This window comes from Mycobacterium sp. NGS18 (assembly GCF_059813185.1).
The window spans coordinates 335,549-355,024 of sequence record NZ_JCALEC010000003.1 but is presented as its reverse complement, the minus strand read 5'-3'; the positions used below and the strand labels follow the sequence as shown (position 1 = coordinate 355,024).

The 19,476-nt window shown below is 70.1% G+C and carries 20 protein-coding genes; 10 read left to right on the top strand and 10 right to left on the bottom strand.

What is annotated here, in order from left to right; all coding sequences use genetic code 11:
- Positions 1-20: 20 nt before the first annotated feature.
- Entirely contained in the window at positions 21-1,364 is a 1,344-nt protein-coding gene (locus AC5Y31_RS08130; RefSeq protein WP_499979519.1) for a serine hydrolase, read from the bottom strand.
- Positions 1,365-1,368: 4 nt separating this feature from the next.
- Positions 1,369-1,686, bottom strand: coding sequence for a mycobilin-forming heme oxygenase MhuD (mhuD, locus tag AC5Y31_RS08125; protein WP_064856072.1), 318 nt, complete (start codon positions 1,684-1,686; stop codon positions 1,369-1,371).
- A 24-nt stretch (positions 1,687-1,710) separates the two neighbouring features.
- Here mhuD and AC5Y31_RS08120 point away from each other — a divergent pair, with 24 nt between their 5' ends.
- Positions 1,711-2,472, top strand: coding sequence for an alpha/beta fold hydrolase (locus AC5Y31_RS08120; RefSeq protein ID WP_499979515.1), 762 nt, complete (start codon positions 1,711-1,713; stop codon positions 2,470-2,472).
- Here AC5Y31_RS08120 and AC5Y31_RS08115 read toward each other — a convergent pair.
- Entirely contained in the window at positions 2,439-3,335 is an 897-nt protein-coding gene (locus tag AC5Y31_RS08115) for an HhH-GPD family protein (RefSeq protein WP_499979514.1), read from the bottom strand. The two genes, AC5Y31_RS08120 and AC5Y31_RS08115, sit on opposite strands and share 34 nt — an antisense overlap.
- A gap of 25 nt (positions 3,336-3,360) precedes the next feature.
- Between AC5Y31_RS08115 and AC5Y31_RS08110 the strand changes: the two genes are divergently transcribed.
- Both AC5Y31_RS08110 and AC5Y31_RS08105 read left to right on the top strand, forming a co-directional pair.
- The gene (locus AC5Y31_RS08110; RefSeq protein WP_065024770.1) at positions 3,361-3,978 is read left to right on the top strand and encodes a carbonic anhydrase; all 618 of its coding nucleotides are present in this window, start codon (positions 3,361-3,363) and stop codon (positions 3,976-3,978) included.
- A 79-nt stretch (positions 3,979-4,057) separates the two neighbouring features.
- Entirely contained in the window at positions 4,058-4,819 is a 762-nt protein-coding gene (locus tag AC5Y31_RS08105) for a hypothetical protein (RefSeq protein WP_499979512.1), read from the top strand.
- Positions 4,820-4,825: 6 nt separating this feature from the next.
- Here AC5Y31_RS08105 and radA read toward each other — a convergent pair whose 3' ends face one another.
- Together radA and AC5Y31_RS08095 are read right to left on the bottom strand one after the other, a co-directional pair.
- On the bottom strand, positions 4,826-6,241 hold the full coding sequence (gene radA / locus AC5Y31_RS08100) for a DNA repair protein RadA (protein ID WP_065024731.1): 1,416 nt from the start codon (positions 6,239-6,241) through the stop codon (positions 4,826-4,828).
- A gap of 51 nt (positions 6,242-6,292) precedes the next feature.
- The gene (locus tag AC5Y31_RS08095; protein WP_065024732.1) at positions 6,293-6,829 is read right to left on the bottom strand and encodes a copper chaperone PCu(A)C domain-containing protein; all 537 of its coding nucleotides are present in this window, start codon (positions 6,827-6,829) and stop codon (positions 6,293-6,295) included.
- 259 nt (positions 6,830-7,088) lie between these two features.
- Here AC5Y31_RS08095 and carD point away from each other — a divergent pair, with 259 nt between their 5' ends.
- From carD to ispF, 3 genes are read left to right on the top strand one after another with little or no spacing between them, the layout of a single operon-like run.
- Complete coding sequence (gene carD / locus AC5Y31_RS08090; protein WP_013830798.1) at positions 7,089-7,577, top strand: RNA polymerase-binding transcription factor CarD; 489 nt, start codon at positions 7,089-7,091, stop codon at positions 7,575-7,577.
- A gap of 16 nt (positions 7,578-7,593) precedes the next feature.
- Positions 7,594-8,259 (top strand): 2-C-methyl-D-erythritol 4-phosphate cytidylyltransferase, encoded by a 666-nt coding sequence (gene ispD, locus AC5Y31_RS08085; protein ID WP_499979503.1) that lies wholly within the window; start codon positions 7,594-7,596, stop codon positions 8,257-8,259.
- Positions 8,256-8,732, top strand: a complete 477-nt coding sequence (gene ispF, locus AC5Y31_RS08080) for a 2-C-methyl-D-erythritol 2,4-cyclodiphosphate synthase (protein WP_499979501.1) — start codon at positions 8,256-8,258, stop codon at positions 8,730-8,732. Before ispD ends, ispF begins: the two co-directional genes overlap by 4 nt.
- 15 nt (positions 8,733-8,747) lie before the next feature.
- On the opposite strand, the gene AC5Y31_RS08075 is transcribed toward ispF, so the two are convergent.
- Positions 8,748-9,557 carry a hypothetical protein gene (locus tag AC5Y31_RS08075; protein WP_499979499.1) on the bottom strand — a complete coding sequence of 270 codons (810 nt, stop codon included), beginning with the start codon at positions 9,555-9,557 and terminating at the stop codon, positions 8,748-8,750.
- 148 nt (positions 9,558-9,705) lie between these two features.
- Between AC5Y31_RS08075 and cysS the strand changes: the two genes are divergently transcribed.
- The 3 genes from cysS to AC5Y31_RS08060 are packed head-to-tail and all read left to right on the top strand — an operon-like array spanning position 9,706 to position 12,953.
- The gene (gene cysS, locus AC5Y31_RS08070; protein ID WP_499979496.1) at positions 9,706-11,115 is read left to right on the top strand and encodes a cysteine--tRNA ligase; all 1,410 of its coding nucleotides are present in this window, start codon (positions 9,706-9,708) and stop codon (positions 11,113-11,115) included.
- The gene (gene rlmB, locus AC5Y31_RS08065; protein WP_499979492.1) at positions 11,116-12,057 is read left to right on the top strand and encodes a 23S rRNA (guanosine(2251)-2'-O)-methyltransferase RlmB; all 942 of its coding nucleotides are present in this window, start codon (positions 11,116-11,118) and stop codon (positions 12,055-12,057) included. It abuts the gene before it with no gap.
- A complete protein-coding gene (locus AC5Y31_RS08060) occupies positions 12,057-12,953 on the top strand; it encodes a glycerophosphodiester phosphodiesterase family protein (RefSeq protein ID WP_499979752.1) in 897 nt (298 codons plus the stop codon). Before rlmB ends, AC5Y31_RS08060 begins: the two co-directional genes overlap by 1 nt.
- A gap of 51 nt (positions 12,954-13,004) precedes the next feature.
- Here AC5Y31_RS08060 and AC5Y31_RS08055 read toward each other — a convergent pair whose 3' ends face one another.
- Genes AC5Y31_RS08055 through kstR form a run of 4 tightly spaced genes read right to left on the bottom strand, consistent with a single transcriptional unit; the run spans position 13,005 to position 17,039 of the window.
- Positions 13,005-14,249: an SLC13 family permease gene (locus tag AC5Y31_RS08055; protein WP_499979746.1), complete on the bottom strand. Its 1,245-nt coding sequence runs from the start codon at positions 14,247-14,249 to the stop codon at positions 13,005-13,007.
- Positions 14,246-15,166 (bottom strand): MBL fold metallo-hydrolase, encoded by a 921-nt coding sequence (locus tag AC5Y31_RS08050; RefSeq protein ID WP_499979490.1) that lies wholly within the window; start codon positions 15,164-15,166, stop codon positions 14,246-14,248. Before AC5Y31_RS08050 ends, AC5Y31_RS08055 begins: the two co-directional genes overlap by 4 nt.
- Positions 15,166-16,401, bottom strand: coding sequence for an MFS transporter (locus tag AC5Y31_RS08045; protein WP_499979488.1), 1,236 nt, complete (start codon positions 16,399-16,401; stop codon positions 15,166-15,168). The genes AC5Y31_RS08050 and AC5Y31_RS08045 overlap by 1 nt, the downstream gene beginning before the upstream one ends.
- 32 nt (positions 16,402-16,433) lie before the next feature.
- Positions 16,434-17,039 (bottom strand): cholesterol catabolism transcriptional regulator KstR, encoded by a 606-nt coding sequence (kstR, locus tag AC5Y31_RS08040; protein WP_301633164.1) that lies wholly within the window; start codon positions 17,037-17,039, stop codon positions 16,434-16,436.
- Positions 17,040-17,322: 283 nt separating this feature from the next.
- On the opposite strand from kstR, the gene AC5Y31_RS08035 reads away from it, so the two are divergent.
- Complete coding sequence (locus AC5Y31_RS08035; protein ID WP_499979487.1) at positions 17,323-19,434, top strand: acyl-CoA dehydrogenase family protein; 2,112 nt, start codon at positions 17,323-17,325, stop codon at positions 19,432-19,434.
- Positions 19,435-19,476: the final 42 nt, after the last annotated feature.

The window sequence follows — 19,476 nt, the reverse complement described above, 5'->3', positions numbered from 1 at the left end:
TTTCGCGTCTGTTCGCCCGCTCAGCGCGCTACCGGCAGCAGGCCGAAAGCCTGCTTGGCGATCTGCAGCATCCAGCTGCCGACGCTCTTGCCGTGGTCACGCGGCCAGTTGAGCTGGAAGCTGACCACCCACGGCTGGCCGGTCGCATCGATGGAGTACCAGCTGAAGGTCAGATCGCCGGGCAGCCCACCGGCTTTGGCGCCGATATAGGGCCAGGCGGCGCGGCTCAAGTCGATGCCGCGCACCGCGGACAGGATCTCCTTGACCGGCGCGGCCTTGCCCACCGCACCGGCTTGCAGCGCGACGTGCACCCGGCAGATGTCCTCGGCGCTGCCGTACCACTCGGCGCCATACGCCGAGGCCGGAATGTGCGCGCGGACCGGGTCCGGTTCATACGGCCGGGAGTTGGCTTGCTGCAGCAGTTTCGCCCGCTGCTGCGGTGAGCCGTGTTGCCATTGCTCGCGCAGGTCCGGTTTGCCCCAGCCCACCGAGAACAGTTCGTACATGGTGGGAAACGGCGTCATGCTGGCCGGGTCGTGGTGCCCGGCCGTCACCAGTGCCCGCTCGACGGCACGGGTGCCCACCCGGCCGATCAGCAGATCGGTCGCCATGTTGTCGCTGGTGGCGATCATCTTCTCGGCGGCCTTGCGTACCGAGACGTGGGCGCCCTCGGGCAGTTTCTCCAGCCCGGATGACCCGACCACCTTGGCCCGGCCGGTGATGGTCAGCGGGTCGTCCCAGGACACCCTTCCGGCCTTCACTTCGTTGGCCACCGCCAGCAGCACGTACAGCTTGAAGATCGATGCCAGCGGCAGCGACTGGCTGGTGTTGGTGCCGGCCACCGGCGTGCACGCACCGCCCTCGATGCGCGAGGCCTGGTAGGAGTAGCGGGCGCCGGTCCTACTCAGCACCGCGTCGACGTCCCGCCAGGAGTGGATGGGTGGGGCCTCCGTGGTGGGTTTGAACAGGTCCACCATCCCGTTGTCGTCGGTGCGGATCCGGATGTCCTGGCGGGCACCGTAGGAGGTCGTCAGGTGCAGCGTGGCCGCGCCGGCGCGGATGTCGACGCCGTCGAGGCGGAACGGTCGGTCCCACCACAGCGATTCCATGGTGGTGACGACCTGGTCCACCTTGTCCGGTGCGGCCAGGGTGGCCACCCCGACCGGGCCGATCGGCCAGTCGGAGTTCAACATGTCCATGGTCTGCTTGGCGCGCAGCCCGGGCGGGGTCTTGGTGGAGATCGTCACCGGGCCGGTATCCGGCTCCGAAGGTGATGCGGGGGAGGGCGCGCAGCCGGCAGCGGATATGGCAGCGAGGGCCGCCAGGCTTACCGTGGCCGTCCATACCGCCAGGTGTCGCCGCACGGGCCTACGCCTGGGCGGCGGTTCCGGCAACGTCCAACACAACCTCGAATTCCAGCAGGCTGGCACCAGTAGCGACGGGGTTCTTGCTGGCCTGGGCGTGAGCCTCGGCGCTGCGCCCGGTAGCCCAGGCCTGGAACGCCTCATCGGATTCCCACGTGGTGACCACGAAGTAGCGGTCCTCGCCCTTGACCGGCCGCAGCAGCTGGAATCCCAGGAAACCGGGTGAAGAGTCCACCGTGTGCGCTCGGTTGGCGAACCGTTTCTCCAGCTCGGGACCGGCGCCCGGGGGGACCTCGATTGCGTTGATCTTCACCACTGCCATGCGGCCTAGGCTACCGTGCCCCGGGTGGACACCGGGCCGAGCGAGCTGCTGACCTATCGCGGTGGCCACGGGACGCCGCTGGTCCTGGTGCACGGGCTGATGGGCCGCGGCAGCACCTGGCCACGGCAACTGCCGTGGCTGACCCGGCTGGGGGCGGTCTACACCTACGACGCGCCCTGGCACCGTGGCCGCGACATCGTCGACCCGCATCCGATCTCCACCGAGCGCTTCGTGGCCGACCTGGCCGCCGCGGTACAGCAGCTGCCGGGCCCGGTGCGCCTGGTGGGTCACTCGATGGGTGCGCTGCATTCGTGGTGCCTGGCGGCCCGCCATCCGGAGCTGCTCTCCGCGCTGGTGGTCGAAGACATGGCGCCAGACTTCCGGGGCCGCACCACCGGGCCGTGGGAACCGTGGGTGCATGCCCTGCCCGTCGAGTTCGCCCGGGCAGATGAGGTGGTGGCCGAATTCGGCGACATCGCCGGGCGGTACTTCCTGGAAGCCTTCGACCGCACCGCGACTGGCTGGCGGCTGCACGGTCAACCCGCGCGCTGGGTGCAGATCGCCGCCGAGTGGGGCACCCGCGACTACTGGGACCAGTGGCGTGCGGTGCAGGTGCCGTCGTTGCTGATCGAGGCCGGGAACTCGGTGACGCCCCCGGGCCAGATGAGCGAGATGCATCGCATCGCCTCCGCCAGTACCTACCTGCGCGTTCCTGATGCCGGTCACCTGGTGCACGACGAGGCGCCGCAGCTCTATCGGGAGGCCGTCGAGTCGTTTCTGTCCTGACCGGGCAGCGCGAAGCGGTCGTCGGTGAGCCGTTCGACCAGGCCGTCGTCCAGCAAGGAGGCCAGAGCGCGTTCGCGCTGGAGCTCATCGACCGGCCATGCCACATCGAGTTCGGCCCGGGTAACCGGAAATGCATTGTCCCGCAACACATCCAGTAGGCGCCCGCGGACCTGGCGGTCGGTGCCGGCATAGCGCTGGGCGGGCCGCTTGGCGGCGCTGCCGGGTGGGAATCCGCGGTCTCGCCACGCGCAGGAACGCAACGGGCATGCGGCGCAGCGCGGCGTCCGGGCCGTGCACACCATGGCGCCCAATTCCATCAGCGCCGCCGAAAAGCGGGCGGCCCGAGCGGCATCAGGCAGCAGGGCACCGACATCGGCATGGTCACGTTTCGCTGATGGGGCTGCGGCGTCGGCGCGTCCGTGCACGGCGCGGGCCACCACCCGGCGCACATTGGTGTCGACCACCGGAACCGGTTTGCGGTAGGCGAAACAGGCCACCGCCCGCGCGGTGTAACTACCGATCCCCGGCAGTTGCTCCAAGACCTCGACGTCGCCGGGTACCACGTCGGCGAATTCGCGGGAGATCACCGTCGCGCACTCATGGAGCCGTTTGGCCCGGCGCGGGTAGCCGAGCTTTCCCCACGCCCGCAGCACCTCGGCGGGGGTCGCGGCCGCTGTCGCCGAGGGTGTCGGCCAGCGCGCCACCCACTCCGGCCAGAGCGGCAGCACCCGCGCCACCGGGGTTTGCTGCAGCATGAACTCGCTGACCAGGATCTGCCACGGGGTCACACCGTCCGCGCGCCAGGGCAGGTCGCGTTCGGCGACGTCGAACCAGCCGAGCAGGTCGCCGGCGTCGATGCTCATCGGCCGGCCGTGCACAATGTCGGGTATGCCGAATTCGAACCCGATATCCGCGTGGAAGGCACTCAAGGAGGGTAACGAGCGCTTCGTCGCCGGCGAACCCCTCCACCCCAGCCAGGACGTCGCGCGCCGCGCCGAGCTGGCCGGCGGCCAGAAGCCGACCGCGGTGGTGTTCGGTTGCGGCGACAGCAGGGTCGCGGCCGAAATCATCTTCGATCAGGGCCTGGGCGACATGTTCGTGGTCCGCACCGCCGGCCATGTCATCGATGCAGCTGTGCTCGGTTCGATCGAGTTCGGGGTGGCGGTCCTCGACGTGCCGCTCATTGTGGTGCTCGGTCACGACAGCTGCGGGGCGGTCAAGGCCGCGCTGGCGGCTCTCGACGACGGTGCCGTACCAGGCGGCTACCTGCGTGATATCGCCGAACGGGTGGCTTCGTCGATCCTGGTGGGCCGGCGCGAAGGCTTGCGCAGCATCGATGAGTTCGAGACCTGCCACGTCAACGAGACCGTGCGGCAACTAGCGAGCCGGTCGACCGTCATCGCCGAGCAGATCGAGGCCGGGACGCTGGCGATCGTAGGCGCCACCTACCACCTGTCCGACGGGCGCGTGCAGGCCCGCGAGTATCTCGGCGACATCGGGGAATAGTCGCCGAAGGTCACAACGCGGCAACGACACGCCGAGAAGGGTCGGACAACTCTGCCTGAGCACGTCCTACCGTGAGAACGTGCTCGATTTGGAACCGCAGGGCCCGCTGCCATCGCAGATCTACTGGCGACGCCGCGGCTTGGCGCTGGGTATCGCCGTCGCCGTGATCGGGGTGATTGCGGCCATCGTCTTCGCTGTCGTCCACGGCAGCGCGGGCGCCGAGAACACCGACACGAAGACGCCGGCCGCCGGGCAGCACGCCAAGCCGCAAGGCGCCGCACCCGAAGAGGCCAAGACACCCGTCGTGCCGCCCGCCGAGCAGGCGCCGCCGCCTTCGGCGACCCCGACCGCGGCGGTGATCCCGCCTCCGGTGCTCAAGGAGGGTGACGACTGCCCCGATTCGACGTTGGCGGTCAAGGGCATCACCGGTCCGCAGTACGTGGTGGGCGAGCAGCCCCAGTTCACCATGGTGGTCACCAACATCGGCCTGGTCGCCTGCAAGCGGGACGTGGGGGCGGCCGTGCTGGCGGCCTATGTCTACTCCCTGGACAACCAGCGGCTGTGGTCGAACCTCGATTGCGCGCCCTCGAACGAGACCCTGGTGAAGACCTTCGATCCCGGCGAGCAGGTGACGACCACGGTGACCTGGACGGGAATGGGTTCGGCGCCGCAATGCCCGCTGCCGCGACAGCCGATCGGTCCGGGCACCTACAACCTCGTGGTTCAACTGGGCAATCTGAGATCGGCGACGGTGCCGTTCATGCTGACCGAGGCCTCGCCGGATGCTCCGCCGCCGGTCGAGAACTTCCCGGCGCCGGACGCCCTGCCGCCGGGCAACTGATCGGCCCTAACTCGGGTCCAGCAGTCGTAGCGGCGCCGGCCTGGTGGGGCGATGGCCGGCGATGTCGACCAGACTGCGCAGCGCCGCAACGATATTGGCCGCCGCGACCGTGCGCAGGCCGCCCACGGTGGCCGGGGCGCCCGGCGGCGTCAGCGCGGTGGTGAACCCGAGCCGGGCGGCCTCGGCCAGCCGGCGATCCATGCCGCTGACCGGGCGCAGGTCGCCGGCCAGCCCCACTTCGCCCAGCACCACCGTGGTCGCCGGCAATGGCAGACCGGAGTAGGCCGACGCCAGCGCGATTGCCACGGCCAGATCCGTCGACGGATCGGTCAACCGCATGCCGCCCACGGTGGACAGGTAGATGTCGGCGGCCGCGATCGGCAGCTGCGCGTGCTTGCCCAGCACCGCGGTGATCATGGCGGCCCGGGCGTGGTCGATGCCGCTGACCGCCCGGCGCGGCGACCCGCCCACCGGGTCTGCCAGCAGTGCCTGCACCTCGCCGATCAATGGACGTTTGCCGTCCAGCGCGACGGTGATCGCGGTGCCGGGCACCGGTTCGCTGCGCTGTTCCAGGAAGAGCCCCGACGGGTCGGCGATGCCCTCGATTCCGTTGTCGCGCAGCAGGAAACAGCCCACTTCGTCGGTGGCGCCGAAGCGGTTCTTCACCGCCCGCACCATTCGCAGCACCGAGTTGCGGTCGCCGTCGAAGTGCAGCACGACGTCGACGAGGTGTTCCAGTGAACGTGGGCCGGCGATCGCCCCGTCCTTGGTCACATGGCCGACCAGGATCAGCGCCACATCGCCACCCTTGGCGGCTGCGGTCAGAGCGGCCGTGACCGCCCGCACCTGGGTCACCCCGCCGGCCACCCCGTCGGTGTCGGCCGCGGAGATCGTCTGCACCGAGTCCACCACCACCAGCGTGGGCCGGACGGCCTCGATGTGGCCCAGCACGGTCTGCAGGTCGGATTCGTCGGCCAGGTAGATCTCGTCGTGGCTGCACCCGGTGCGTTCGGCGCGCAGCCGGATCTGCCCGCCGGACTCCTCGCCGGAGACGTACAGCGCCCGCCGCCCCGCCAGCGCCCACCGGTGTGCCACCTCGAGCAGCAGTGTGGACTTGCCGACGCCGGGATCTCCGGCCAGCAGGGTCACCGAGCCGGGAACCACCCCGCCGCCCAGCACTCGGTCGAGCTCGGCCACGCCGGTCGGCTGCGGGTGTGCGCGGCCGGGCGCGATGGAGCTGATCGGAACGGCGGGCCGGGCCGGCGCTGCCGGCTGCAGTCCGTGCGACGGTACGGCCGCCTCGGCCACCGGATCGATGCCGCCCCAACTGCCGCACTCCGGGCAGCGGCCCAGCCATTTCGCGCAGGTGTGCCCGCACTCCGCACAGCGATACAGCGATCGAGCCCTGGAGGTTTTAGCCACCCGCTGACGGTATCCGGTGGGTGTGACAGTGAGTGCGGGCTACGCGAGGAGTCAGTGGTGCGTCAGGGCGCCGGCCGAGATCGGCACGGCCACCCGGATCGGGCCCGCCTTCTTGAAGTCGAAGGTGAAGTCGTAGGTCAGCCCGTTGGAGATCGCCTTGTCCAGCGTCACCGCGGCCGCCGCAGTGCTGGCGTTGGAGACCTCGGGCAGCGCCTTGGACGCCGGTGCGGTCGGCTGGTCCGGGCCGGCCGGGGCGCTGACGATCAGGACACCGCCGGCGGGAACCGACTTGGCGCCGATCACCGACACCTTGCCGACCGAGCTGCTGATCCCGGTGAGCTCATCGCCGGTGTCGGTCGACTGGTTGCTGGCGACGAACACCAGGTCCACGGTCTGGCCGGCTTCCAGCGCGTCGCCGGCCTGCACCGCCTGGATCCGGACATCCCGCAGCGCCAGCTCGCCCACGGTGGCCGAGGCGCCGTTGACCGCGGACGCCTGGTCGGCGCTTTGGGAGATCTGACCGGTACCGCACCCGGCGAGTGCCGCGGCGACGGCCAACGCGGTAACGACCCTGTTGAACCGGTTCACTTGAGGCCTCCTGCTCGGCGCTGCGGTTTGTGACTATGCACTGTAGTAGCACGCTCATAGCGGCGGTAGTTCAGGGTTCGGGCTCGCCTTTAACGGGTGATCGACCGCCCCGAAGCGGTCCATGGTGGCCCACGTCATGCACGGTTTATCCTTGCTGTCAAGCCCTTGCCCGGGCCTGCGATGCCCCTGACCTGCACCGTTGATCGTCCGCCGTCTGATCGACGTGTTAGCATGGGGTAGCGAAAGGGGCTCAAATCAGATGATCTTTAAGGTCGGAGACACCGTCGTATATCCACACCACGGTGCAGCGTTAATCGAGGCGATTGAAACCCGGACCATCAAAGGCGAGCAGAAGGACTATCTGGTCCTCAAGGTGGCGCAGGGCGACCTCACCGTTCGAGTTCCCGCAGAAAATGCCGAATATGTCGGCGTGCGTGACGTAGTGGGTCAGGAAGGCCTGGACAAGGTCTTCCAGGTGCTGCGTGCCCCACACACCGAGGAACCGACCAACTGGTCTCGCCGATACAAGGCCAACCTGGAAAAGCTCGCCTCCGGTGACGTGCACAAGGTAGCTGAAGTCGTTCGTGACCTCTGGCGCCGCGACCAGGAGCGCGGTCTGTCCGCCGGCGAGAAGCGGATGCTGGCCAAGGCACGTCAGATTCTGGTCGGTGAGCTGGCATTGGCCGAGAACACCGACGACGCCAAGGCGGAGACCATCCTCGACGAGGTGCTCGCCGCGGCGTCCTGAGCCGCCGGGGTTTTCGGTGGCAAGCACAGTAGCCGTGGTTCCGGCCGCGGGTTCGGGTGTGCGGCTAGGGGCTGGCGTCCCCAAAGCATTCTTTCTGCTCGGCGGGCAGACGCTGGTCGAGCGTGCGGTGGCGGGTCTGCGGGAATCCGGCGTCATCGACCAGGTGGTCGTCGCGGTCCCGCCGGATCGCACCGATGAGGCCAAACTGATCCTCGGCGGGACGGCCAGCGTGGTCGTCGGCGGGGCGAGCCGCGTCGACTCGGTTCGGCTTGCCCTGGAGAGCGCCGGAAACCCCGATTTCGTTCTGGTCCACGACGCCGCACGTCCGTTGACCCCGCCGGACCTGGTGGTCCGGGTGGTCGCGGCGTTGCGCGACGGGCACCGCGCGGTGGTGCCCGTCCTGCCGGTCTCGGACACCATCAAGGCGGTCGACGCCAACGGGGTGGTGCTGGGTACGCCGGAGCGGGACGGTCTGCGGGCGGTCCAGACGCCGCAGGGGTTCGCCGCCGACCTGCTATTGCGCGCCTATCAGCAGGCCGGGGCCGGAACACAGTTCACCGACGACGCCTCGATGGTCGAGCACATCGGCGGCCAGGTCCAGACCGTGGACGGCGACCCGCTGGCCTTCAAGATCACTACCAAACTGGACGCGCTGCTCGCCGAGGCGGTGGTGCGCCGGTGAGCGTGCTGCCCCGCGTCGGAGCGGGCACCGATGTGCATCCGATCGAGCCGGGGCGGCCCTGCTGGCTGCTGGGGTTGCTGTTCCCCGACGCCGACGGCTGCGCCGGCCACTCCGACGGCGATGTCGCCGTACACGCGCTGTGTGACGCGCTGCTGTCGGCGGCAGGGTTGGGGGACCTCGGCGCGGTTTTCGGCGTCGACGATCCACGCTGGGCACAAGTAACCGGTGCTGTGATGCTCGGCCATGTCCGCGGCCTGCTCGGCGAGGCCGGCTTCACGGTCGGCAATGCCGCGGTGCAGGTCATCGGGAACCGGCCGAAGGTCGGACCGCGGCGTGCCGAGGCGCAGCAGCTGCTGTCCGATCTCCTGGGTGCACCGGTATCGGTGTCAGCGACGACCACCGACGGGCTGGGGCTGACCGGCCGGGGCGAGGGCCTGGCCGCAGTCGCTACCGCGCTGGTGGTGCCGGGGTAATTCGTTCCGCCGGGGCTAGCAGGCGCTGAAGATGATGCCGACGACGCCACAGGCGACCTCGGTGCCGACGCCCACGCCGGCGCCGGCAAGGTCTCCGGTGGTGTCTGCGGCGATACCGGCGGTCTCGCCAGCGGCACCGCCCGCAGCATCGGCAGCAGCGGCGGCCGCAGCAGCGGCGGCATCAGCGGCCGCGTCGCCGGTCACACCGGTGATGGCGTCGCCTCCGGCACCGCCGAGCGCGTCCGAAACGATGGACGGGTCGAGGGCAGGGGTCAGGCCCTCGTCGAGACCGAAGGGTAACGACGCCGCAGCCGAAGCGGCGGTAGCGGCGTCCACGCCGGTAGACGGGGCGGCACCGAGGCTGCCCAGGCCCGACATCAGCAGCGGTGCGCCCAACATCGGCACGTACATCGCCATCATCGGAGCCATCATCGCCATCGAGCTACCGATGGAGGCACCCATATTGTTCATCCCGCCCGCAGCAGGAGCGGCCGCCATACCGTCGTCGCCGGGGTGGGCCGCCCCATCGTCGGCCGGCCGCGCCGTGCCGTCGTGAGCCGGGTTCCCCGCACCGTCGCCGGCCGGGTTCGCCGCGGGCGAGTTCGCCGCGCTGTCGCCGATCGGAGCGAGCGTCCCGGCATCGCCCGGGTGCGCGCCGCCGGGGTCGGCCTGCTGTACCGCGCCGGTCAGGTTTGCGCCGGGCGCCGACTGCGTCGAGACCTGCCCGTTCTGATCATTCGGCTCGTCGGCGTACACCGTTGCTGCTGAAGCTATTGCGGCCACAGCCAGGAAAGTTCCCGAGGCTACCGCCAGACGTCTGGTCACTTTGGCAATATATGCGACCGGTGACCGCCTGTCCACACATGTGGCAAGTGGTGTCCGTACCTGGTAATTGCCTGATAGGAAGGGGTTCGACGATCGCGGGCAGCGGCCACGGCGGCGACGTCCTTCCGGCCCGGTAAGCTGGCCCGTCGTGACCGATCGCCCCAGCCTACGGCTGCACGACACGGCAACCGGCGCCGTTCGTGACTTCGTTCCGCTGCGGCCCGGTCACGCGTCGATTTATCTGTGCGGTGCAACCGTGCAGGCGCCCCCGCACATCGGCCACGTCCGCAGCGGTGTGGCCTTCGATGTGCTGCGCCGGTGGCTGACCGCGCGCGGTTACGACGTCGCCTTCGTGCGCAACGTGACCGACATCGACGACAAGATCCTCAACAAGGCCGCCGCGGCGGGCCGGCCCTGGTGGGAATGGGCCGCCACCTACGAGCGCGAGTTCACCGCCGCCTATGAGGCGCTGGGCGTGCTGCCGCCCTCGGCCGAACCCCGCGCCACCGGCCACATCACCCAGATGGTCGAGTTGATCGACCGGCTGATCGCCTCCGGCCACGCCTATGCCGGCGGCGGAGACGTCTACTTCGACGTACTCAGCTACCCCGAATACGGCCAGTTGTCCGGCCACAAGATCGACGACGTGCACCAGGGCGAGGGCCTGGCCACCGGCAAACGCGACCCGCGGGACTTCACGCTCTGGAAGGGCGCCAAGCCCGGTGAACCCAGCTGGCCCACACCGTGGGGATCCGGCCGCCCGGGCTGGCATCTGGAATGTTCGGCGATGGCCCGGTCCTATCTCGGCCCTGAGTTCGACATTCACTGCGGCGGAATGGATCTGATCTTCCCCCACCACGAGAACGAGATCGCCCAGAGTCGAGCCGCCGGCGACGGCTTCGCCAACTACTGGCTGCACAACGGCTGGGTCACCCTCGGTGGCGAGAAGATGAGCAAGTCGCTGGGCAACGTGCTGTCGATGTCGGCGGTGCTGCAACGGGTCCGGCCGGCCGAACTGCGCTACTACCTGGGCAGCGCGCACTACCGTTCCATGCTGGAGTTTTCCGAGGCGGCCCTGCGCGACGCCGTCAACGCCTACGTCGGCATCGAGGACTTCCTGCACCGGGTGCGCAGCCGGGTGGGCGCAGTGCTTCCCGGCAGCTGGACGGACCGGTTCGCCGCCGCACTCGACGACGACCTGTCGGTGCCGATCGCGCTGGCCGAAGTGCACCGCACCCGCGCGGAGGGCAACCGGGCGCTGGACGCCGGCGACCACGAGGGCGCGCTGGCGGCCGCCGGCGCGATCCGGGCGATGATGGGCGTGCTGGGCTGTGACCCGCTCGACGAACGCTGGGAGTCGCGCGACGAGACCTCGGCGGCGCTGGCGGCGGTCGACGTGCTGGTGCGCGCCGAGCTGCAACGCCGGGAAACCGCTCGCGCCGAACGGGATTGGCAGCTCGCCGACGAGATCCGCGGCAGGCTCAAGGATGCCGGCATCGACGTCACCGATACCGGCGACGGCCCGCAGTGGTCGCTGTTGCTGGACGGGGCGGGCTAGATGGCCGGCAACTCCAAGCGCAAGGGCGCGGTGCGCAAACCCGGGACCAAGAAGGGCCCGACCGTCGGCTCCGGCGGTCAGCGCCGCCGCGGGCTCGAGGGCCGCGGCGCCACTCCGCCGGCCCACCAGCGGGAATACCACCCGGCCGCCAAAGCCGCCAAACGCGCCGCCAAGCAGCGGGCCTACCGGACGGCCAAGCGCAGCGACGAGAGCGAGACCGTGCTGGGCCGCAACCCGGTGCTGGAATGCCTGCGGGCCGGTATCCCGGCCACCGCGCTGTATGTGGCGCTCGGTGCCGAAGCCGACGAGCGGTTGACCGAATCAGTCACCCGGGCAGCCGATTCCGGGTTGCCGATTCTGGAGGTCCCCCGCTCGGACCTGGACAAGATGACTACCAACGGCCTGCACCAGGGCATCGCCTTGCAGGTTCCGCCGTACAAGTACGCCCATCCCGACGACCTGCTCGCCGCCGCGCGCCAAGACGTCGCGCCGGCGCTGCTGGTCGCGTTGGACAACATCTCCGATCCACGCAACCTCGGCGCCATCGTGCGCTCGGTGGCGGCATTCGGCGGGCACGGCGTGGTCATCCCGCAGCGCCGCTCGGCGTCGGTCACCGCGGTGGCCTGGCGCACCAGTGCCGGTGCCGCAGCGCGAATCCCGGTCGCGCGCGCGTCCAACCTGAACCAGACCCTGAAGGCGTGGGCCGATCGCGGCCTGCAGGTGGTCGGGCTGGATGCCGGCGGCGACACCGTGGTCGACGACTTGGATGGCGCCGGCCCGATGGTGCTGGTCGTCGGCTCCGAAGGCAAGGGCCTGTCCCGGCTGGTCCGGCAGAACTGCGACGCCATCGTGTCGATCCCGATGGCCGGGCCCACCGAGTCGCTGAATGCCTCGGTGGCCGCCGGGGTGGTGCTGGCCGAAATCGCCCGTCAGCGGCGGTGATCCGCCGCGCCATCATCGCCGTGACGCTGATCCTCGCCGTGGCTGCGGCCGCCGGGGCGCAGGCGCAGCCGGACACATTCGATCTGCAGGCGCATCGTGGTGGCCGGGGCGAGACCACCGAGGGATCGCTGCGCGGCTTCGCCAAGGCGATCGAAACAGGCGTCAGCACACTGGAATTGGATATTGTCTTGACCCGGGATGCGCAACCGCTGGTCTGGCACGATCCGGTGATCGAGCCGTCCAAGTGCGCCGACACCGGCCCGGTCGTTGCCGGTGACCCGCAATACCCGTATGTGGGCAAGCGGGTGGCCGACCTCACCGTGACGCAGGTCCACACGCTGGACTGCGGTCAGCCGCTGCCGGAGTTCCCCGAGGCGGAAGTGCCGCCCGGCAACGTGATCGCGACGTTGCCGGAGGTGTTCGCCCTGGCCGACTCGTATCACGCGGATGTGCGCTACAACATCGAGACCAAGGTCGACGCAGAAAATCAGCAGCAGATCGTCGAGGTGACCCTGGCGGCGGTGCGGGCCGCCGGCAAGCTGGACGCCGTGGCGATGCAGAGCTTCGACTGGCGCACCCTGCCGCTGGTGCACGCCATCGAGCCGGCGATTCCCCTGGTCGCGCTGTGGGAACGGGGGCCGGACCCGATCGCCGGTGCGGCCGCGGCCGGCGCCGGCACCCTCTCCCCGCACTACTCGGTGGTCGATCGGGCGTTCGTCGACCGGGCGCACCACGCCGGGCTCAAGATCATCCCGTGGACGGTCAACGACGCCACTGAGATGCGCGAGCAGATCGCCGCCGGCGTAGACGGACTCATCACCGACTATCCGCAGCGCGCCCGCACCGTGATGGCCGAGCTGGGGATGCCGCTGCCACCGGCCTATCGGCGAAGCTGATCCGGTGGCGGTGACCCGCTGCGCCCGGCTCCGCCGCGCTTGCGATCACCGCTAGACGCCCAGCAGCCGGGCGCCGGCCCACAGCGCCAGCACCGCCGCCAGCAGGGTCGGCGGCACCGTGCACAATCCCAGCCGGGTGTACTCGCCGACCCCGGCCGGAACGCCATAGCGGCGCAGCACCCGGCGCCACAGCAGGTTCGACAGCGAGCCGGCGTAGGTCAGGTTGGGTCCGATGTTGACCCCGATCAGCACCGCCAGCACCGCCACCGGACCGGCCGGCGCCACCAGCGGCGCCAGCACCAGCGTGGCGGGCAGATTGTTGACCACGTTGGCCAGCACCGCGGCCACCGCCGCGATACCCAACAGTGCCATCAGTCCCGCGCCCGCCGGCAGCACCGCGCTCATCCGGTCGCCCAGCCCGTTGTCGACGACCGCGCGCACCACCACCCCCAGTGCCAGCACGAACACCAGAAAACCGACGTTGGCTGCCCGCAGGATGCCGGCCGGTGTGCTGCGCCGCAGCGCCAGACCGCGTACGGCCAGCACGGCGGCACCGGCGACCGCCGCCCATGCCGGAGCGACGCCGAACGTCTCCGCGAGCACGAAACCGGCCAGCGTCAGGGCCACCACCGCCAGCGCGAACACCGGCACCGGCGGGGGAGGGCCGGCGTGGCGGTGCTCCGGGGTCGCGCGCAGATCGGCGCGGAAGAACCACCGAAAGATCAGATACACCACCGCCGTCGCGGCCAGCCACGGCGCCGCCATCAGCGCGGTGAACCTGGCGAAGGACAGGCCGGCCGTCTGGAACGCCAGCAGATTGGTCAGGTTGGACACCGGCAGCAGCAGTGATGCGGTGTTGGCCAGGTGCGCGGTCGCATACGCGTGCGGGCGCAGCGGTGCCCGACGGCGGCGGGCCATCATCAGCACCACCGGGGTCAACAGCACCACCGTGGCATCCAGGCTCAATACCGCGGTCAGACAGGCCGCGATGACGAAGACCCGGCGCAGCAGGTGCTGCGGCGGCCCGACGTCGGCCCGAGCCATCGCCGCGCCGGCGGCATCGAACAGGCCTTCGTCGTCGCAGAGCTGCGCCAGCACCAGCACCGCGCCCAGGAACGCAACGACCCGCAGCAGGGTGGCGGCCTCGGCGGCAGCGTCGTGCACCGAGATCGCTCCGGTGCCGACCAGGACGGCAGCGGCCGGCACCGCCGCGAACACCTCCGGCCAGCCCCGCGGCCGGGCCACCGCGAAGCCCAGCACCACGGCGAGCAGCAACAGTGCAAGAGCCGGCTTCAGGTCCACGGGTCTTCGCGCCGCCACACCGTGGGCAGGTGCAGGCCCACTCCGTCGGCGTCGGCCAACTCGCTGAAGATCTGCATCGTGACGGTCAGGTCGTCGACGGCATAGGGCAAGGCACGCAACGGTTTCGACAGCGGACGGAAGAAATCGTCCCAATGGGTCAACACGACGGTATTGGCGCCGACGGCGCGCACCGTCTCCGTCCAGTAGTCGGTCAGGTATTGCCGCGGCTGCACACCGAGCTGCCCGACACCCAGATACGCGACGTCGGCACGATGCCCGTCCAGCGCGCCCGGGACGAACCCGGCGCTGCCGACGATCAGCAGCCCTCGCCCCGAGGGCCGGTGGCTCACCAGCGCCGACCAGGCCTCACCACACTTGTAGGCCGACGCCTTGACCGGCGGAACTATCGCGCTGGTGATGACACCGGGGAAGCGGTCCGGCGGACAGTGCCGCGACTCGAGAAGGGTCACGTCGTAGGCGCCCAGCGTGATGGGCGTCCCGGGAACGGCGACGATCAAGCGGTCATCCGAAAGCCCTTGGCCGCGGCCGATATTCGCCGCCGATTCACCACCCACCAGTGCCGCACTGGTGCGTTCGGCCACCACCGCGGAGTCCAGCGCGTGATCGATATGGGTGTGCAGCGGGATCACCGCGGCCAGCTCACGCGCTCCGGCCCGGGCCAGACAGCCGTCGATGCGAGCCGCCGACGGCGATACCTTGCGCAGCGCCACCCGCGCCAGACTCGGGCGCGAGAAGTAGCCGTCGGTCATCAGCGCCGACGACCCGTCGTCGATCAGCATGCTGGTGACCCCGAGCCACGTCACCGCCAACGGCGCACCCGGTTCGGCCACCGGCACCGTGAAGCGGTGGGCGAAGCGGCCCACATCAGGTCGGCCTGGACGCAACCGCATCAGCGGATCCGGTTCGGAGTTCTGGCAGTTTCGGGCATCGCGGTCAAGTAGAGCACGAAACCGGTGGCGGCCACCGCTGCCAGGGTGACGAACGCCGCGTTGTAGCCCGCGGCCACCACGATCTGGCCGGCGACGAAGTTCGACAGTGCGGCACCGACCCCCCATGCGGTGGTGATCGCCCCCAGGCTGACGTTGAAGCGCCCGGTGCCGTGCGTGACGTCCTGGACGACCAGCGGGAACAACGCACCGAAGATCCCTGCGCCCACGCCGTCGAGCAACTGCACGCCGACCAGCCAGTACGGGTTGTCCCAGACCGGGTAGAGCAGCCCGCGCAGCGTCAGCACCGCGAATCCCACCAGGAAGATCGGTTTGCGGCCCCAGACATCGGCTTTGGCGCCGGTGAGATAGGCGACCGGAACCATCACCAGTTGCGCCGCCACGATGCACGCCGCCATCAGGGCGGTGCCGGACTCGGTGTTGTGCAGCGCCAGTTCCTGGCCGACCAGCGGCAGCATGGCCGCATTGGCGAAATGAAACGTCACCACGATGGCGGCGAATACCAGTAACCGCCGGTTTCGCAGCAGCACAGCGAATCCCGACGGCTGCCGATGCGGCTCGCCGGCACGATGATCCATCCCGCGGGCCACATCGTGGTCGATCGCCGCCGCGGGAACTCGCAGCGTGGCCACGATGCTGAGCGCGGCCATCGCGGCCAGCATCCAGAACACCACCACCGGACCGAAGAAGTAGGCGAGGCCACCGGTGGCGGCGGCGGCCGTGGCATTACCCGCGTGGTTGAACGATTCGTTGCGGCCCACCCGTTTCGCGAACCGGGGTGGGCCGACGACACCGAGGGTGATCGCGGCCAGCGCCGGCGCGAACACCGAACCGGCGACGCCGGTCAGCGCCTGCAGGGCGGCGACACTGTAGAAACCGGGGAACAGCGGCATCGCCAGAGCCCCCGCGGTGACGGCCAACGCACCGCCGATGAGCAACGCCCGCTTGGCGATGGTCCGGTCGACCAGCGCGCCCACCGGGGTCTGGGCCGCGACCGCGGCGATACCGCCGACCGCCATCACGAAGCCGATCGACGCCTGGTCCCAATGGTGGGTCACCAGCAGGTAGATCGCCAGGTAGGGGCCCAGCCCGTCCCGTACGTCGGCCACGGTGAAGTTCAACAGGTCCAGCGCATGCGCCAGCCGGCGCGGGACCGCTTCCACCGCAGTGGTTGTCACCGGTTCTATGTCCCCGAACCGGTGGGCATCGGTCAGACCTTGGGGCGGTCGTCGTCGCCGATCAGCAGCCGGACCGCCAGGTCCAGCCGCGTGCTGAAGTCGGTGGCCGATGCTCGCCGGGTCAGCCAGGCGAGCAGGTTGGACAACCACACATCCGAGATCACCCGGGAGATGTGGTACTGCTCCTCGGTCGGCTCGCCATCGCTCATCGCCCCGGCGAACATCGAGTCGATCAGCTTCTGGACGTGGTCGACCTCACCGGCCGCCGACGCGTCGGCGAAGACGTAGGCCCGGGTCATGGCCTCGGTGAGCAGCGGGTTGCGCTGCATGGCGCGGTTGAGCTTGTTGACCACCAGGTTGAGCCGCTGGTGCCGGGTCATTTCGGCGTAGGTGGCCGGATCGGTCTTGGTCTCGACGCGGGCGATCTCGCGGCCCATCGCCGAGACCAGCAGGTGGACCTTCGACGGGAAGTACCGGTACAGGGTGCCCACGGCCACGTCGGCCCGGTCGGCCACCGCACGCATCTGCACCGCGTCGTAGCCGCCTTTGGAGGCGATCGCCAGCGTCGCGTCCAAGATGCGCTTGCGGCGTTCACGCTGCGCCTCGGAGCCGAGGTCGGACTCGGTCAGCACAGCCACGCTGGTGACCTCGCGCGGCTGGGTCCGCGATCCGCGAGCTGGGTTGCTGTCGGCTGGTGACGACATGTGGGGGGCAGCTCCTTCAATCGGCTTACTCGCCAGTAACGATACGCATCACGTAGCCGAATCTCGCGCTCCCAACACCGACGGGACGCGATGTGTCCTGCCACAACGGTTCGACTTGACGCTCGGACGCTGGCACTATTAGAACACGTTCTAGTGAGCGAGGTGGACTTCCTCACTCGCCGAAGCACAACACCGAGATCACCCGGAGGAGCCCAGCGTGCCCGTGACCATCAACGACGAACAGCTCGCCGCTCGTGAGCTGGTCCGCGACTGGGCCGCCGCAGCAGGCACCGCCGAGGCGATCCGTGCCGTCGAACTGGGCCAAACCGATGCCTGGGAGCCGGTTTTCGCGCGTCTGGCCGACCTGGGCCTGTTCGGGGTGGCCGTCTCTGAGGACTGCGGCGGCGCCGGCGGGCGGCTCGAAGACCTGTGCGCGATGGTCGACGAGGCCGCCAAGGCACTGGTTCCCGGTCCGGTCGCGACCACCGCGCTGGCCACTTTGGTGGTCACCGAGCCGCAGCTGGCCGAGGCCCTCGCGAACGGTGAACGTGTCGCCGGGGCCGCTATCGACGCCGACTTACAGCTCGACGCCGCGACGTCGCAGGTGTCCGGCACCGCCGAGCGGGTGCTGGGCGCAACCGCCGACGGGCTGCTGGTGCTGCCGGCCGGGGAGAACTGGGTGCTGGTGGACGCCCGTGCCGACGGGGTACAGGTCGAGCCGCTGACCGCCACCGACTTCTCCCGGCCGCTGGCGAAGGCGACATTGACCGCCGCGCCTGCGATCGTGCTCGAGGCCGGTAGCCGGGTGCAGAACCTGGTGGTCACGGTGCTGTCCGCCGAAGCGGCCGGCGTCGCCCGCTGGGCACTGGACACCGCCGTCGAATACGCCAAGGTGCGCGAGCAGTTCGGCAAGCCGATCGGCAGCTTCCAGGCCGTCAAGCACCTGTGCGCGGAGATGCTGTGCCGGGCCGACCAGGCTGCGGTGGCGGCCGCCGATGTGGCTCGCGCGGCCGCCGACCCCGATGAGCAGCAGTTCGCGATCGCGGCCGCGGTAGCCGCCGCCATCTGCATCGACGCCGCCAAGGCCAACGCCAAGGATTGCATCCAGGTGCTCGGCGGCATCGGTATCACCTGGGAGCACGACGCGCACCTGTATCTGCGCCGGGCCTACGGCATCGGCCAGGCGCTGGGCGGATCGGAGTACTGGCTGCGCCGGGTCGCCGCGCTGACCCGGGCCGGGGTACGGCGCCGGCTGGAGGTCGACCTCGGTGAGACCGCCGACGTCCGGCCCGAGATCGCCGCGGAGGCGGCCCGGATCGCCGCGCTGCCAGCCGAGCAGCGCCAGGCGGCGCTGGCCGAATCGGGCCTCCTGGCACCACACTGGCCGGCGCCCTATGGGCGCGCCGCCGGCCCGGCCGAACAGTTGGTGATCGACCAGGAGCTCGCCGCGGCCGGTGTCGCTCGCCCCGACCTGGTGATCGGCTGGTGGGCGGCGCCCACCATCCTCGAGCACGGCACCGCCGAGCAGATCGAGCGGTTCATCCCTCCCACGCTGACCGGCGAGATCTTCTGGTGCCAGCTGTTCTCCGAGCCGGGCGCCGGCTCGGACCTGGCCGCGCTGCGCACCAAGGCGGTCAAGGTCGACGGCGGCTGGCGCCTGACCGGGCAGAAGGTGTGGACCTCACGGGCGGACGACTCGCAGTGGGGCATCTGCCTGGCCCGCACCGACGCCGACGCGCCGAAACACAAGGGCATCACCTACTTCCTGCTCGACATGGCCGCCGAGGGCATCGACATCCGGCCGCTGCGCGAGATCACCGGCGATGCGCTGTTCAACGAGGTGTTCCTCGACGACGTGTTCGTCCCCGACGAGATGGTGGTCGGCGGCGTCAACGACGGCTGGCGGCTGGCCCGCACCACGCTGGCCAACGAGCGGGTCGCGATCGCCGGCGGCACGGCGCTGGGCAACCCGATGGAAGAACTGCTGAAAACCCTGGCAGACCGGGAACCCGACACCGCCACCGCGGACCGGCTGGCCCGGCTGATCATCGCCGCACAGGCCGGCTCGCTGCTGGACCAGCGCATCGCCCAGCTCGCCGTCGGCGGCCAGGACCCCGGCTCGGAGTCCTCGGTGCGCAAGCTGATCGGGGTGCGCTACCGCCAGGACCTGGCCGAGTACCGGATGGATCTGACCGAGGGGGCCGGCGCCGTGGCCGGACGTGAGGTGCATGACTTCCTCAACACCCGCTGCCTGTCTATCGCCGGTGGCACTGAGCAGATCCTGCTGACTCTGGCCGCCGAGCGGCTACTGGGGCTGCCCCGGGGGTAGCTTCCGGTCGGCGCGGGTACCCACTGTCGGAATCGCAGCCGA

Coding starts and splice junctions, on each gene's coding strand:
- mhuD (WP_064856072.1), bottom strand. CDS start 1,686: ATGGCAGTGGTGAAGATCAACGCAATCGAGGTCCCCCCGGGCGCCGGT.
- AC5Y31_RS08110 (WP_065024770.1), top strand. CDS start 3,361: ATGCCGAATTCGAACCCGATATCCGCGTGGAAGGCACTCAAGGAGGGT.
- carD (WP_013830798.1), top strand. CDS start 7,089: ATGATCTTTAAGGTCGGAGACACCGTCGTATATCCACACCACGGTGCA.
- AC5Y31_RS08115 (WP_499979514.1), bottom strand. CDS start 3,335: ATGAGCATCGACGCCGGCGACCTGCTCGGCTGGTTCGACGTCGCCGAA.
- AC5Y31_RS08050 (WP_499979490.1), bottom strand. CDS start 15,166: ATGCGGTTGCGTCCAGGCCGACCTGATGTGGGCCGCTTCGCCCACCGC.
- rlmB (WP_499979492.1), top strand. CDS start 11,116: ATGGCCGGCAACTCCAAGCGCAAGGGCGCGGTGCGCAAACCCGGGACC.